This is a genomic window from Phyllobacterium sp. TAF24, assembly GCF_052113785.1.
Classification (GTDB): Bacteria; Pseudomonadota; Alphaproteobacteria; order Rhizobiales; family Rhizobiaceae; genus Phyllobacterium.
This window is the reverse complement of the sequence record NZ_JBFRDN010000004.1, coordinates 103,325-116,969: the sequence shown is the minus strand read 5'-3', so window position 1 is coordinate 116,969 and position 13,645 is coordinate 103,325. Positions and strand designations below refer to the sequence as shown.

Below are 13,645 nucleotides of genomic sequence, written 5' to 3'. Positions count from 1 at the left end.
TGTTATGAGGGAAGAGGATGGTCAGGCCTCTTCCAGACAAAGTTCGAAGGTGATGCAAACAGGGTTGTCGCCGCGCACGAGGGTGCCGCTGGTGATGCTGCCCCTGGTATCGACCATGGTGATTTCCAACCGGGTTGCGCTGGAGTCCGCCGAGATGAAACCGCCGGTGATGAACACTTCGGTCGCAATATCGTCAACGCGGGTACCGTCCAGATACCGCGCACCGATCAGGCTGCCGACACCGCCGCGAAAGTGTGCGCCCGCAAAGCCGTGCTTGCGGCAGATCGCTTCCACAGCGTCAATAATGTCTTCGTTTGGTCTGACGCGGGCGATGATTGTGCGCGGACCAGTGGCGATGCTCGATGGCTGTTTGAACGGCACAGGATGAAAAATAGTGAATGCTGTTTCGGCATCCGGCTCGGAAACCATCCTGATCTCTTCGACACCCCATACGGTGGTGCGGATGGGCTGGCTGATGATTGTTTCGTGCGGCAGGATATGACCGGCACAGCGTCTGCCATCCGGTTCGATCCATGTGGCATGGCAATGGATGAATGGAGCACCGTCCCGCTCGCCGAATGTAACGTTGCCGCGTTCCAGCCGCGTTTCACCAGCGGGAGAGAATGTGTCGCTATACCATGCGGCATGAAGATTATCGGTAGACAGTGCGGGCATAAGATAGTGAAAAGGCGCGAACGCACCACCTTCAATGACGAGTGCTGCGGCGCGCATATTGGCCGCAACGAGCGGTCTGGTGATTGCCTCGTTGATGCTGAGACCCGGCTCCAGGTCAAAGCTGAACGTGCGGCCAATCCCGGCAAAACTCTCGAACCGTTCGACCTCAGCCGGGCCGGGTTGATGTAACCGACGCTCAGGCACCGACCACCGCCGAACAGCTTTGGCCGCCATCCACGGGGAGGCAAACGCCGGTTATGAACTTCGCTTCGTCGGAGGCAAGGAATACTGCGGCATTGGCCACATCAAACGCACTGCCCATCTGGCCCAATGGTACAAGGCGATTGCGTGCTGCGACCATTTCCTCATTGGATTGATAATTGCCTGATATCTGCTTGTAGATCAGGGGTGTGTCAATCATCCCCGGCATGATGCAATTGGCGCGGATGCCATGTGGTGCATATTGCATTGCAAGCGCCACGGTGGCCTGATTAACCGCACCTTTGGCGGCGTAATAGGCAAAATAGGGATAACCGGTCCAACGGATGGCCGCGAGTGATGAGATGTTGATAATCGCGCCCGACTTTCGCGCCTTCATATGGGGCAAGACAGCTTTGGCCGTGCGGAAAACCGAGCCGACATTGATATCAAGCGACATCCGGAATTTCTCGTCATCGAGTTCTTCCGGTCCACCTGATGTAGCAACGCCCACATTGTTGTGCAGGATATCGATATGGCCGTAGCGCTTGATCGTGGCGTCGACTGTTTGCGAGACGGATGTGCTGCTGATGACATCCGATTTAATGGCAATAGCCGAAAAACCTTCCGATACGATAATCCCGGCTGTTTCCTCGGCGGCTTCCTGTTGCAGGTCAACGCATATGACCGTCGCGCCCTCCCTTGCATAGGCAACAGCGGCGGCCTTGCCATTGCTCCAGCCGGGGCCGGAAGAGCCCGCCCCGAAAACGATGGCGATTTTGTCTTTCAGTCTTTCAGTCATTACAGGAAGCCAATCGAAATCCACGGAACGGCAGCCACAAGAATGATGCCGAGAATAAGAGCTGCAAGATAGCCCCATATGGGTCGCATACCCTCATCCGGGTTGACCCGGCCAATGGCGCAGGCGGCATAATAGCCGACGCCAAAAGGCGGCGCGAAAAGACCGATACCCATCGAAAGAATGACGACCATGGCGTAATGCACCTCATGCACGCCGACCTGCCGGGCAATGGGGAAAAGCAATGGTCCGAACAGAACAATGGCGGGAATGCCTTCAAGCACACTGCCAAGAATGATGAAGGCCACAATCGAGACTGCAAGGAAGGTTATAGGCCCACCGGGCAGGCCTGTCATTGCGGCAGCAAGATCGCGCGAGAAACCGGATTGCGTCAGTGCCCATGCCATTCCGGTTGCGGCGCCGATGATGAGCAGGATTGCGCCGGAAAGTGAGGCGGTATCAACGAGCATCGGTTTCAACCGCGCCCAGTCAAACTGCCTGTAAATAAAAAGCCCCGCTAGCACCGAATAGACAATACCAATGGTTGATACTTCAGTGGCAGTCGCCACGCCTTCAACCACGGAAGCGCGGATGATGAAGGGCAATGCAAGGGCGGGCAGGGCAATGATAAATGCCCGTCCGATTTGCCGTCCCGTCGCGCGGGTCACATGCGACAGGTCTTCGTGGCGATAGCGCCGCCAGACGACGAAGCACAGCATGACAGCCAGAACCACGCCGGGCAAAAGGCCGCCCGTGAAGAGTGCCGCGATGGAAACGCCTGTCACCGAGCCGATGGTGATCAGCACGAGGCTGGGCGGTATAGTCTCGGTCTGCGCGCCGGTGGCCGAGAGCAGCGCAACCAGATCACCGGGCTTCGCACCGCGGGCTTTCATTTCGGGAAAGAGGACGGGCGCAACGGCGGCCATATCGGCAGCTTTAGCGCCTGAAATGCCTGACACCAGATACATCGCGCCGATGAGCACGTAGGAGAGGCCGCCACGCACATGCCCGAGCAGGCTTGCCAGAAATTGCACCATGGCGCGTGCCATGCCGGTCATTTCGATGAGCACACCCAGAAACACAAACAGGGGCACGGCCAAAAGAATGAGATGCGACATGCCTTCATCCATGCGGCCGATAACGACGATCATCGGCACATTTGTCGTCAATGCCAGATAACCAAACGTGGCGAGGCCAAAGGAAAAGGCGATGGGAACGCCGCTGAGCACAAGCGCTGCAACGACGCCAACAAAGAATATCAACAGATTGATGTTGCCGAGCGGTTTGAAGAAGGGCCCAATCAGCCAAAACGCCAGCGTCAGACCGCCTATAAGCGCAATTGCCGCCACAACATTGCGCAGGTTCGAGACCTGAAAGAGCTTGATCAGAGCCGAGATAATCATGAGGCCAGCACCCACAGGCAATGCTGCCGCGCGCCACGCATTGGTTATCTCCAGTGCCGGGGTGGTGATGTAGGTTTCCTCATGGGCGTAGTCATAGGCGGGGTAAACAATCAGCAGCAGAAATGCCATCGCACCGACAATGGCAATAACATCGAAAAAGGCTCGGCGCTGCGGGCTCATCATGCCGACAAGTGCCGTCATGCGCATATGTTCGCCGCGCCGGAACGCGACGACGGCGCCAAGCATGGCGAGCCAGAGAAACAGGATTGAAGCCAGTTCATCCGACCAGATCAGCGGTTGGTGCACGACATAACGGGCGATGATACCGGCGAAGAGAATGACCACTTCGGCAACGACGAGAATAGCCACCGGAAACTCGACAAGATGGCCAAGCAGCCGGTCGAGTTTGGAGGCAATCGAGTGGTCATTGCGCGGTGGCGGCGAAAGAATACTTTCGCCTTCCGCCGCAACGGCGCCTTCGGTCAATCTGATCCCTGCCATCGGGTTCGCCCCTATGCCAGCTGGCCGACGACTTTTTCCAGAAGGCCCCAGGCCTCTTCGCCATATTTGCCCTTCCATTCAGAATAGAAGCCCGCCTTGCGCAGGGCGTCACGGAAAGGAGCGGAATCGGGTGTATTGAATGTAAGCCCTTTTGATTTCAGGTCGGCCTGCAAGGTTTCCGTAAGTTTTGCGACATCATCGCGCTCGGCAAGACCGGCAGCATTGATATGTTTGGCAACAACAGTCCTGATATCATCGGGCAATGCTTCCCAAGCACGACGGTTCGACAGGAACCAGAAACCATCCCACATATGGCTCGTCAGTGAACAATATTTTTGCACTTCGTAGAGTTTCGCTGTGGAGATGATCGCGAGCGGGTTTTCCTGGCCCTCAACAACTTTGGTCTGCAGCGAGGAATAGACCTCATTGAAATTGATGCTGGCTGGTGAAGCCTGGAAGGCCGTGAACATCGATGTCCAGAGCGGGCTGACCGGAACGCGGATCTTGAAATTCTTCAGATCGTCAGGCGTTACAATCGGCTTGGTGCTCGATGTGATGTGACGGAAGCCATTGTCCCAGATTTTTTCCATGGCAACGAGATTGGATTTCTCGATCTGCTTGCGCACATGGGCGCCCAGTTCGCCATCCATCGCTTTCCAGACGGTGGCGCTGTCAGGGAAGGCGAAGCCAATACCATTGATGGAAGCGGCTGGAACCAGTGTGGACAGGATCAGGCCTGATAGCGTGAAGAATTCAACCGCGCCGGAGCGAAGCTGGCTCAGCGTGTCCGTGTCCGAGCCGAGTTGGCTCGACGGGAAGATCGATAGCTCAAAGCGTCCGCCGGTTTCTTCCTTGATCTTATCAGCGGCTTCCTGCGCGCGCAGGTTCATCGGATGCGTAACCGGCAGGTTATTGGCATATTTATAAGAGAATTCGGCTGCAGCGGCCGGACGCCTGAGGATGAAGGGGCTGGCAACGAGCGTTGCGGCAGTGCCGATCAATACCTTGCGGCGTGACAGATTATTCATGTGATTTCCTCCCGAACAGCGTGATGCATTCTTGCGGAACTCATTGAGCGGGTGCAACCTCCATTGCATCAGCTCAACTCATAGGTCCATATTGTAGAATGCAATTCCTCTTTGAACTGGATAAAACCATAAACAAATGCTGACATCTTGCAATATTTTTTATGTCATTGTTCAATAGTTCGACAAAATGATCCACAATATGGATCGACAAACATGTGGGGAAGCATGGAGGAACGGATCACGGCACCAGCCAGTCTCAGCGGATCGCAAAGCGTCGATAGGGCGCTGGGCCTCCTCAGCCTTGTCAGCTATTTCGGTGATCAGGGTGGATCGCTGAGCGAGATTGTCGAGCAGAGCGGTCTGAACAAACCGACGACGCGCCGGTTGTTGCTGGCTCTCATCCGGTCCGGTCTGGTTGAGCAGGACGTGCAAACCCGTCGATATTATCTTGGACAGGAAGCCTATGTGCTTGGCACGCTGGCAACCCGCCGGTATGGATTGCTGCAGATCGCTCGCGACAGTTTGAGCATTCTTTCGGCCAAGACGCAGGACACGAGCTTTCTATCCATCCAGCGCGAAACCTATACCGTGTGCCTGCATCGGGAGGAAGGGACCTATCCGATCCGCACCCATGCGCTACAGGCGGGTTATCGCCATCCTCTTGGTGTCGGCGGCGGTTCTCTGGCTATTCTTGCCACAATGCCCGATGACGAGATCGATATTATTCTGGCGGCCAATGAGACAGTGCTTCTGGCTGATTATCCCAATCTTTCGCCACGACAGATCAGGGAAGATATCGCAACGGCACGGGAGCAGGGTTTTGCGCTTAACCCCGGGCGCATCCTTGCCAATTCCTGGGGTATCGGCCTTGCGATCCGTTTCCCTGATGGCAGAGCTGCCGGTGCGCTGAGCATAGCGGCCATTGACAGTCGAATGCAGCCCGAACGTCAGCTGGAACTGGCGGAGCTTATGCGTATTGAAGCGAAAAAGATCGAGGCGCGTCTGGCGCATTTGCAGCCGCTAAGCGACCGGCCAAAACGCCCGATAACACCAGCAATGAAATCCAGAAGACCGGAACGGATGAAGGTATGAGCAGCAAGGATGCGGTCCTGATTACGGCCATGTCAAAACGCGTGATGAACCTGTCGGGCTTTCTGGCGCAAACCGCGCGCCGCCTGCCTGAGGAAATCGGATTCGTCTGGGGCGAAAAGTGCTGGAGCTGGGGGACGTTGCAGCGACGTGTTGATGCGATGGCTGCGGCGCTGCAAAGCGAATTCGGCGTGGTCAAAGGCGACCGTATTCTGATCCAGTCGCAGAATTGCAATCAGATGTTTGAATCCATGTTCGCCTGCTTCCAGCTGGGCGCGGTATGGGTGCCGACAAATTTTCGCCAGACGCCGGATGAGGTGGCCTATCTTGCCAAGGCGAGCGGTGCCAAGGGGATGATCTGCGGTCATCTTTTCCCCGAGCATGTGGTCGCAAGCCGGAATATGAACTCTGATCTTGGCTTTGTGATTGCGATCGGCAAGGCGGACTTCGGCGAGGATTACGATAACATTGTTGCGCGCTTTGACGGTCAAAGAATTGCGACTGCTGCGGTTGATCACGATGATCCCTGCTGGTTCTTTTTCACCTCAGGCACGACGGGACGGCCCAAGGCTGCGGTCCTGACTCATGGCCAGATGGCGTTCGTCATCACCAATCATTTGTGTGATCTCATGCCGGGCACAACGGAAAAAGATGCCTCGCTTGTCGTGGCCCCTCTTTCCCATGGCGCAGGCGTCCATCAACTGACGCAGGTCGCACGCGGTTCGAAAACGATCCTGCTGCCGACGGAAAAGTTCGATATCGCCGAAGCGTGGCGGTTGGTTGAGAGATGGGGGGTGAGCAATATGTTCACCGTGCCGACAATCCTCAAAATGCTGACGGAACATCCTGCTGTGCATGAGCGCGACCACTCATCGTTGCGCTACGTGATCTATGCCGGAGCGCCCATGTATCGGACCGATCAGATTCATGCCTTGAACACATTAGGTCCTGTGATTGTCCAGTATTTTGGTCTTGGCGAGGTAACAGGCAATATTACCGTCCTGCCACCCACCTATCACAACGTAGAAGATGGTCCCGATGCACGCATCGGCACCTGCGGCTTTGCGCGGACAGGTATGCAGATTGCGATTCAAGATGAGACCGGGCAGGAGGTCAAGCCCGGAGAAACCGGCGAGATTTGCGTTATCGGTCCAGCGGTGTTTGCCGGTTACTACGACAATCCGGAAGCCAATGCGAAAGCCTTTCGCGATGGCTGGTTCCGCACCGGTGATCTCGGCCATATGGATGAGCCCGGTTTCGTCTACATCACGGGCCGGGCGTCGGACATGTATATCTCCGGTGGTTCCAACGTTTATCCGCGGGAGATTGAGGAGAAGATCCTGACCCACCCGGATATCAGTGAAGTCGCTGTTCTCGGTATTCCTGATCCGGTTTGGGGCGAAGTTGGACTGGCCGTATGTGTAGCCCGGTCCGGCAGCGCCCCGGATGGTGACGCGATCACGGCGTGGCTCAATGGCAAGATGGCGCGTTATAAACTGCCGAAGCGTTTTGTCTTCTGGCCGGAGATGCCGAAATCCGCCTATGGCAAGATCGCGAAAAAGCTGATCAAGGAAGAGTTGATCCGCCGTAATGAGTGGGATGGGTAGTCATTCCGCAATCTGTGCTTTTACCAGATAGCGCATTGGACCCGAGGTCGTGGCATTGAACGGCCAGCAGGTGGCGAGAACCAGATTCTTGCCGTTGGCATTGCTATCAATGCCTGACTGGTCCCAGCGCACAACGGATGTTTCCGTAACCTGATAGGTGAAGGCTATGCCGTCACGCCGGGTAACCTTGATCTTATCTCCGATCTGGACATTCTTCAGAAAGGCAAAATGCGTGTCGCGGTGTGCTGCATAAACAGCTGTGCCATTCTCACCGGCCTCGGCACTGCGATCCACATGACCGGGGCCAAAGGCCAGCGCCTGCCCGCTTGCGCCATGCAAAGCGATAGACGTCTCACCAATACGTGGAAATTCAATACGGGCAACCGGCCATGTATCGGCCCATGACCAGGGCTTTACGGGCTGACCGGTCTCGATGCTTTGGGTGAAGGCGCGATCAAGAAGCACCTGCGCCAGAATGGCTTTCGCATGAATCCATATCCCTTGGCTGAACAACAGAAGGCCAAACAAAGCCATCGCAATCATTCCGGCCCGGAGAGCAGGGCGGATAACCGCCCTGCCTTTCTGCTTTGAACCATTATTGATTGTTACGGTCGCACTCATGATGCTTTCCCAGTTGTCTTGCGGGTGAAGAAGAACAGTCCGGCGCTTGCCAGCAACATCATCAGGCCAGCGATTATGCGCAGTTCCGCATCTGTTGCTGTCTGTGGCAGAGGGAGTTCGTCGGCAGGTGCCTGTTTGGTCACTGGCTTGTTGCCTTGAACCAGCTTGGCCAACTGGATGTTCGAGTCGCTCTCAAGACCGGCCTTGCGTGTGGTCTGTTCACCAAACACCTTGTCGAAATCCCAGCCTGCAGGCAGGTTGAGTGGAACATCGGCGCGGGTCAGCGGCTTATCCTGCGACCGGGTTACGGTCTTGTCGACGGCAACCAGACTGGTCAGGCGCGAGACGAGGCTGTTTTCAAGGGCGAGTTTGAGGATGCGCTTGTCGGCTTCTTCGCGGCTGATTTTGCCGAGCGTGCTTTCCACTTCCGCATCGGAAATCTTGCGGCGTGCCCAGAGTTTCGATAGGCCTTCGCCTTCAGCAGCCTTGGCAACTGGCAGGGTAACTTCCCATGGCTGTTTGCCGATCATGCCCTTGATTGTCAGCGTACCAGACAACGAACCAAGCTTGGCCGCAATAACCAGCGGCTCGCCACGATAAAGGTCCGGCAGGATGGCTGGCGTTACGTCCGCATTGCCGGCAGAGAATGTTGCAACGAGGTTGGTGATCACAGGGCTTTCCAGCTTGGCAAACAGGTTGCGCATACGCTCATCCACCTGATCGGTCGAGCCGATGGAAGTGAACGTGCCACGGCCAAGTTCGGCAGCGCGGTTCATCAGGTAGTTGTTGGGTGCAGAGCCAATGCCGACCATGAAGACCCGCGAACGGCCAAGCTTGGCAGCAATCGTATCGAGCAACTGTTGTTCATTGCCGATCGCGCCGTCGGTCAGGAATACGATCTGGCGAACAAAAGCCTGATCATTGGGGCGTTTGTCATTCAAAGCTGCTTCGAGCGGTGCGAGCATTTCAGTGCCGCCGGATGCTTCGAGGTCGCCGACAAATTCGCGGGCAGTGGAGACGTTATCGCGGTTGGCAGTGACTGTATCTTGAAACAGCGCGGTCATGGTGTCGTCAAAGCGGATGACGTTGAACCGGTCGGCTGGTTTGAGACGGCTCAAGGCATAATCAAGGCTGGCTTTGGCCTGATCCATGGATGTGCCGCCCATCGAGCCTGAATTATCGATGACAAAGACAATCTCACGCGGACGTTCTTCCTGCTTCTGCTCGACAACAGGCGGTGTAACATAGGCAAGCGCATAGTCGTTCTTGCCTATGGTTTCGCGAAACAGGCCAACAGCAGGGGCTTTGGAATTTTGTGGCTTCCAGGTCAGCTCAAAGTCGCGATCCGCATGGTTCTGGCCGGTGAGCGCAACGATTTGCGTCTGTGCGTCAACGGTTTCGGTCCTGATGGAATGGTGGGGGCTTTTGACTTCACCCAAGGCAAAACCGGCCTGCAAGCGTACTTTGATGGTAACCGGATTGACTGGTGCATTGATGCGGGGGTCAAGCGCGGGCGGGGTGATCTTGTCACGATCCGGAACAGGATCAGCTGTTGTGCCCCAGCCGGAACCATCCGCAGCAAGATTGGCTGTTTGTGTTATCGGCGCGGGATTGTAACGGGGTGCTACAACGAGCGGCACACGCAGGGAGAATTCATCGCCGGAGAGGCGGACGGGTTCCTGATAGTCGATCTGAACCACAACCTGCTCATGCGGACCGATATTGGCAACGGAGTTGGTGAAGAGGTTGGGGCGTTCCTGCTCAACAAGGCTGGCTTTCTGGCCTGCGGCCTTAGCCGTTTCGTAAATTGCCTTGGCTTCCTTTTTCTCTTTGATATCGCCAATGATCACGCGCTTGCCGATGACCATTTTAAGGGCATGGACGGCACTTTCTTCCGGCAGGGGATAGGCATAAACAGCCTCTACCCAGCCATTGGAAGGGTTAGTAAAAATCTGGGTGATGCGGGCGCGCACGATCGGGCCGCTGACGATGATATCAACATCGGTGGCAACGCGCGGGGCCTCGATATAGCGGCCAGCTTCGGAGCTTTTTAGCAGCAGCGTACCGGATTTGACCTCATCCATGGTGATGAGGGGAGATTGGGCTGTTTCGGCGCGGGCGGGTCCGGCAAGGAAGACAGCCAGAAGCGCCACGAGCGGCAAGACAACAATGTTGATGAGCCAGACGGCCTGGCAAGTGTAGCGCAGCCAGCTTGGCAGGGGTTGCGGGGAAGGTGAGTGGGTTACAATTTTCATCGGGAAAGCTCCTGTTGGTGCTCCCATCGGGAAGCTTTCCCCATTTCATACATGGGCCTTTTCCGCGCCAGCGTAAGCTTCGGGAATGTTCCGCACGGCTGCGTCACATCATGTCTTGCTCCTGATGGACTTGTGTGGATATGTGAAGGAATGTACGTGATTGGGAAAGCAGGGGCATCATGGCCGGGGATATAGACAGCCAGTTATCGGACCGGCAGAACGATACGGTCGCCACGAAAATCCGCGAGGAAATGGCGCGCCGGCGGATTTCGCGGCAGTATCTGGCCGATCAGGCGAAAATCAGCCTTTCCACGCTGGAGAAGGCTCTGTCAGGCCACCGTCCATTCACGCTGGCAACAACGATCAGGCTTGAAGAGGCGCTTGGCATGCGTCTGCGCGGGGCTGACAGTCATGATAACCCACCGCTGCCAAGCCACGGTCACGCCAGCGAGGATTTTGGTGCCTACTCCCGCGCCGCCGTCGGATGGATTGAGGGCCGCTATCTGACTTTGCGCCCCTCATTCGGTGATCCGAAAGCCATTTTTGCCTATTGCACCGAAATTGGCTGGAACGATGCCTCATCCAACCTGCGTTTCATCGAAAAGGAACGGCTGGATGCTGCCTTTACCCAGCAGGGTACAGTGGCCATTCCAAACCTTTCAGGTCATATCTACCTTGCGACCAATACATCGGGTCAGCATCGCCTGATCATCATCTCGCGCCCGTCCATCACAGGGGAGATGTATGGCATCCTTACCACATTGCAGGCCGGGCGCGGTGCGCAACTGACACCGGTTTCAGCGCCAATTGTGCTCATTCCGATGGGATCGGCACCGGATGCACAGTTCGGGCGTATCGCCCCTGATCACGCCAGCTATGCATCTTATCTCGCCTATCTCAAGCGCACGGTGGAGGAACCCTTTGCCGTGTTCCTGCCCGGACCGGCTGCAGTCGATTAAGTGCGCATCGACTTGCTGCGCACATCGAGCCAGACAGCAAAGAGAATAACGATACCCTTGAAGATGAGCTGGTAGAAATACGGAACCGCCAGCATATTCATGCCGTTGTTGATAACGCCGATAATCAGCGCGCCAAGGATGGTCCCAACCATTGTGCCGACACCGCCTGCAAGACTGGTGCCGCCAAGCACAACAGCGGCAATCGCATCCAGCTCATAGCCCATGCCCGCATTGGTTTGTGCCGAGGAAAGCCGCGACGACAGCAGGATTCCGCTGATAGCTGCCATCACGCCGGAGATCATGAAAATGATAATCTTCAAGCGGTCAACGCGAATGCCGGAATAGATTGCAGCCTCGCGATTGCCACCAGCAAGATAGGCACGGCGGCCGAAGATCGTGCGGGACAGGACAATGTGATTGATCGCGAAGAGCGCAATGACGATCCAGATGATAATGGGCAAGCCAAGCCAGCTTTCGCTGCCAATCGCCAGCCAGGTTTCGTTGTCGATGGAAGCCGGTGCGCCATTGGTCGGCAGGCTGACGGCTCCGCGATAGATACCCATCGTGGCGACCGTAACGATAAATGAAGGCAACATGAGTTTTGCCGAGAGAACACCGTTAAGCCCGCCCATGATCGCACCAGCTGCAAGCGTTATGAACACTGTTGGGACAAACCCAAAACCCATGGAAAAGGCTTGCGCAGCGACCATGCCCGCCACGGCAATGATCGAGCCGACTGAGAGGTCAATATCGCCAAGCAGGATCACATAGGTCATGCCATAAGCAGCAACAGCAATCACAGCCACTTGCTGCATTATGTTCATGAAATTGTTGAAGGCAAGGAAGCGCGGGCTGATCGTTGAAAAGACCAGACACAGGATGATCAGCGAGATGACAATGCCACCATATTGCCGGATGAGGGGGGAAGCCAGAAGCGCCTGCTTCGTCTCGGTAGAATTGGTCATTGGTGTATTCCTGCTGCGTAGGTCATAACGGTTTCGGGGCTGAGGCCCTGCGCGTCCAGCATTTTTGCCACGCGCTTGTTGTGCATGATGACGAGCCGGTCGCTGAGGCCAAGCACTTCGGGCAATTCTGAGGATACCATCAGGATGGCGGTGCCAGCGGCGGCAAGCTCGCGGATAATACGGTAAATCTCGAACTTGGCACCGACATCGACACCACGCGTTGGCTCGTCAAGGATCAGTATTTTGGGTCGGGTCTGCAGCCATTTGGCGATGACGATTTTCTGCTGATTGCCACCGCTGAGCGACCCGGCGGGCGTTTCCATCGATGCGGTCTTGATGGCAAGTCGCAGGATTTCCGTCTTCGCTGCAGTGCGTTCACAGGCAGGGCGGGTGAAACCGAACTGTCCGGCGAGTTGACCCAGCGCAACCATGTTGATGTTGCGCTCGACACTATGCTGCAGCACGAGCCCTTCTTCCTTGCGGTTTTCGGTTACGAAGGCAATTCCGTGGCGGATCGCATCGGCCGGGGAGCGCAAATGCACCGGATTACCATTGAGGCGAATGGTGCCGGTTGGTTGCCCGAAACCGAAGAGTGCCTTCATCACATCAGAGCGGCCTGAGCCGATGAGACCGAACAGTCCAACGACTTCGCCGGGGCGGACATCGAGCGAAACATTCTCAAACCTGCCTGCTTCCGAGAGATTCTCAACCGCAAGGACAGGCACGATTGCAGACGAGGGACGCTCGACCAGACGTGGCGGATAGATATCCTTCATCTCGCGTCCGACCATCAGGGCGATCAGGCCTTCAATGCTGGTGTTCTGCTTTTCTGTCGTTGCCACAAAGGAACCATCGCGGATGACTGTAATATCATCAGAAATCCGCATGATTTCTTCCATGCGGTGGGAGATATAGATGATCGCGGTACCCTTGGCCTTCAGCCGGTCGATGATGGTGAAAAGGATTTCCGCTTCGCTGTCCGACAGCGAGGATGTCGGTTCGTCAAGGATGACCACATCGGCGGGACGGCTAAGCCCCTTTGCAATTTCGACGAGCTGACGCTGGGCAATGGAAAGGTCACCCACCTTGGTCCTCACATTGACCGGCAAGCCAAGCTCACTGACAATCTGCGCCGCCTGCGCATTGAGATCGCGCTCTTTGATGAAGCCAAAACTATTGGGCTCATGCGTGGCCAGAATGTTCTCGGCAACTGACAGATTGCGGCAGAGGCTGAGTTCCTGAAACACGATGCTCAATCCCAGTGCTTTCGCCTCGATAGGGTTTTTCGGCGCATAGAGTTTGCCGCGCAGGGTGATCGATCCGGAGGTCGGCTGGAACAGACCGACAAGAATTTTCATCAGCGTGGATTTGCCCGCGCCGTTCTCACCAAGCAGCGTGTGAACACGTCCGCTCCGGACGGAAAGGTTCATGCGCTTGAGCGCTGTCACCGGACCAAAAGTCTTGGCAACATCCTTGATTTCAAGCACGGGGGCATTGGGTGAAGCGATCATGAACGACAATCCCTACCGGAGGTCTTTCCATACG

Annotated in this window: 11 protein-coding genes; 3 read left to right on the top strand and 8 right to left on the bottom strand. The window is 56.2% G+C overall.

Features of this window, described 5'->3' with window-relative positions:
• Positions 1–21: 21 nt before the first annotated feature.
• The 4 genes from AB4Y96_RS05345 to AB4Y96_RS05330 are packed head-to-tail and all read right to left on the bottom strand — an operon-like array spanning position 22 to position 4,604.
• On the bottom strand, positions 22–879 hold the full coding sequence (locus AB4Y96_RS05345; protein ID WP_441916161.1) for a PCC domain-containing protein: 858 nt from the start codon (positions 877–879) through the stop codon (positions 22–24).
• Entirely contained in the window at positions 872–1,675 is an 804-nt protein-coding gene (locus AB4Y96_RS05340) for an SDR family NAD(P)-dependent oxidoreductase (protein ID WP_441916160.1), read from the bottom strand. Before AB4Y96_RS05340 ends, AB4Y96_RS05345 begins: the two co-directional genes overlap by 8 nt.
• The gene (locus tag AB4Y96_RS05335) at positions 1,675–3,576 is read right to left on the bottom strand and encodes a TRAP transporter large permease (RefSeq protein WP_441916159.1); all 1,902 of its coding nucleotides are present in this window, start codon (positions 3,574–3,576) and stop codon (positions 1,675–1,677) included. Before AB4Y96_RS05335 ends, AB4Y96_RS05340 begins: the two co-directional genes overlap by 1 nt.
• A gap of 11 nt (positions 3,577–3,587) precedes the next feature.
• The gene (locus tag AB4Y96_RS05330) at positions 3,588–4,604 is read right to left on the bottom strand and encodes a TRAP transporter substrate-binding protein (protein ID WP_441916158.1); all 1,017 of its coding nucleotides are present in this window, start codon (positions 4,602–4,604) and stop codon (positions 3,588–3,590) included.
• Between the two features lie 213 nt (positions 4,605–4,817).
• Here AB4Y96_RS05330 and AB4Y96_RS05325 point away from each other — a divergent pair, with 213 nt between their 5' ends.
• On the top strand, positions 4,818–5,696 hold the full coding sequence (locus AB4Y96_RS05325; protein WP_441916157.1) for an IclR family transcriptional regulator: 879 nt from the start codon (positions 4,818–4,820) through the stop codon (positions 5,694–5,696).
• Entirely contained in the window at positions 5,693–7,300 is a 1,608-nt protein-coding gene (locus tag AB4Y96_RS05320) for an acyl-CoA synthetase (protein ID WP_441916156.1), read from the top strand. Before AB4Y96_RS05325 ends, AB4Y96_RS05320 begins: the two co-directional genes overlap by 4 nt.
• Here the strand turns inward: AB4Y96_RS05320 and AB4Y96_RS05315 are convergent, their stop codons facing one another.
• Positions 7,301–7,921: a class GN sortase gene (locus AB4Y96_RS05315; protein WP_441916155.1), complete on the bottom strand. Its 621-nt coding sequence runs from the start codon at positions 7,919–7,921 to the stop codon at positions 7,301–7,303.
• Entirely contained in the window at positions 7,918–10,176 is a 2,259-nt protein-coding gene (locus tag AB4Y96_RS05310) for a marine proteobacterial sortase target protein (protein WP_441916154.1), read from the bottom strand. Before AB4Y96_RS05310 ends, AB4Y96_RS05315 begins: the two co-directional genes overlap by 4 nt.
• A gap of 179 nt (positions 10,177–10,355) precedes the next feature.
• Here AB4Y96_RS05310 and AB4Y96_RS05305 point away from each other — a divergent pair, with 179 nt between their 5' ends.
• The gene (locus AB4Y96_RS05305) at positions 10,356–11,135 is read left to right on the top strand and encodes a helix-turn-helix domain-containing protein (protein WP_441916153.1); all 780 of its coding nucleotides are present in this window, start codon (positions 10,356–10,358) and stop codon (positions 11,133–11,135) included.
• On the opposite strand, the gene AB4Y96_RS05300 is transcribed toward AB4Y96_RS05305, so the two are convergent.
• A complete protein-coding gene (locus tag AB4Y96_RS05300) occupies positions 11,132–12,100 on the bottom strand; it encodes an ABC transporter permease (protein WP_112526249.1) in 969 nt (322 codons plus the stop codon). The genes AB4Y96_RS05305 and AB4Y96_RS05300 overlap by 4 nt on opposite strands.
• Positions 12,097–13,611, bottom strand: coding sequence for a sugar ABC transporter ATP-binding protein (locus AB4Y96_RS05295; protein WP_441916152.1), 1,515 nt, complete (start codon positions 13,609–13,611; stop codon positions 12,097–12,099). The genes AB4Y96_RS05300 and AB4Y96_RS05295 overlap by 4 nt, the downstream gene beginning before the upstream one ends.
• Positions 13,612–13,645 lie beyond the last annotated feature (34 nt).

Excerpts from the sequence above, each read along its gene's own strand:
- AB4Y96_RS05340 (WP_441916160.1), bottom strand. The coding sequence starts at position 1,675 with ATGACTGAAAGACTGAAAGACAAAATCGCCATCGTTTTCGGGGCGGGC.
- AB4Y96_RS05335 (WP_441916159.1), bottom strand. The coding sequence starts at position 3,576 with ATGGCAGGGATCAGATTGACCGAAGGCGCCGTTGCGGCGGAAGGCGAA.
- AB4Y96_RS05330 (WP_441916158.1), bottom strand. The coding sequence starts at position 4,604 with ATGAATAATCTGTCACGCCGCAAGGTATTGATCGGCACTGCCGCAACG.
- AB4Y96_RS05325 (WP_441916157.1), top strand. The coding sequence starts at position 4,818 with ATGTGGGGAAGCATGGAGGAACGGATCACGGCACCAGCCAGTCTCAGC.
- AB4Y96_RS05320 (WP_441916156.1), top strand. The coding sequence starts at position 5,693 with ATGAGCAGCAAGGATGCGGTCCTGATTACGGCCATGTCAAAACGCGTG.
- AB4Y96_RS05315 (WP_441916155.1), bottom strand. The coding sequence starts at position 7,921 with ATGAGTGCGACCGTAACAATCAATAATGGTTCAAAGCAGAAAGGCAGG.
- AB4Y96_RS05310 (WP_441916154.1), bottom strand. The coding sequence starts at position 10,176 with ATGAAAATTGTAACCCACTCACCTTCCCCGCAACCCCTGCCAAGCTGG.
- AB4Y96_RS05305 (WP_441916153.1), top strand. The coding sequence starts at position 10,356 with ATGGCCGGGGATATAGACAGCCAGTTATCGGACCGGCAGAACGATACG.
- AB4Y96_RS05300 (WP_112526249.1), bottom strand. The coding sequence starts at position 12,100 with ATGACCAATTCTACCGAGACGAAGCAGGCGCTTCTGGCTTCCCCCCTC.
- AB4Y96_RS05295 (WP_441916152.1), bottom strand. The coding sequence starts at position 13,611 with ATGATCGCTTCACCCAATGCCCCCGTGCTTGAAATCAAGGATGTTGCC.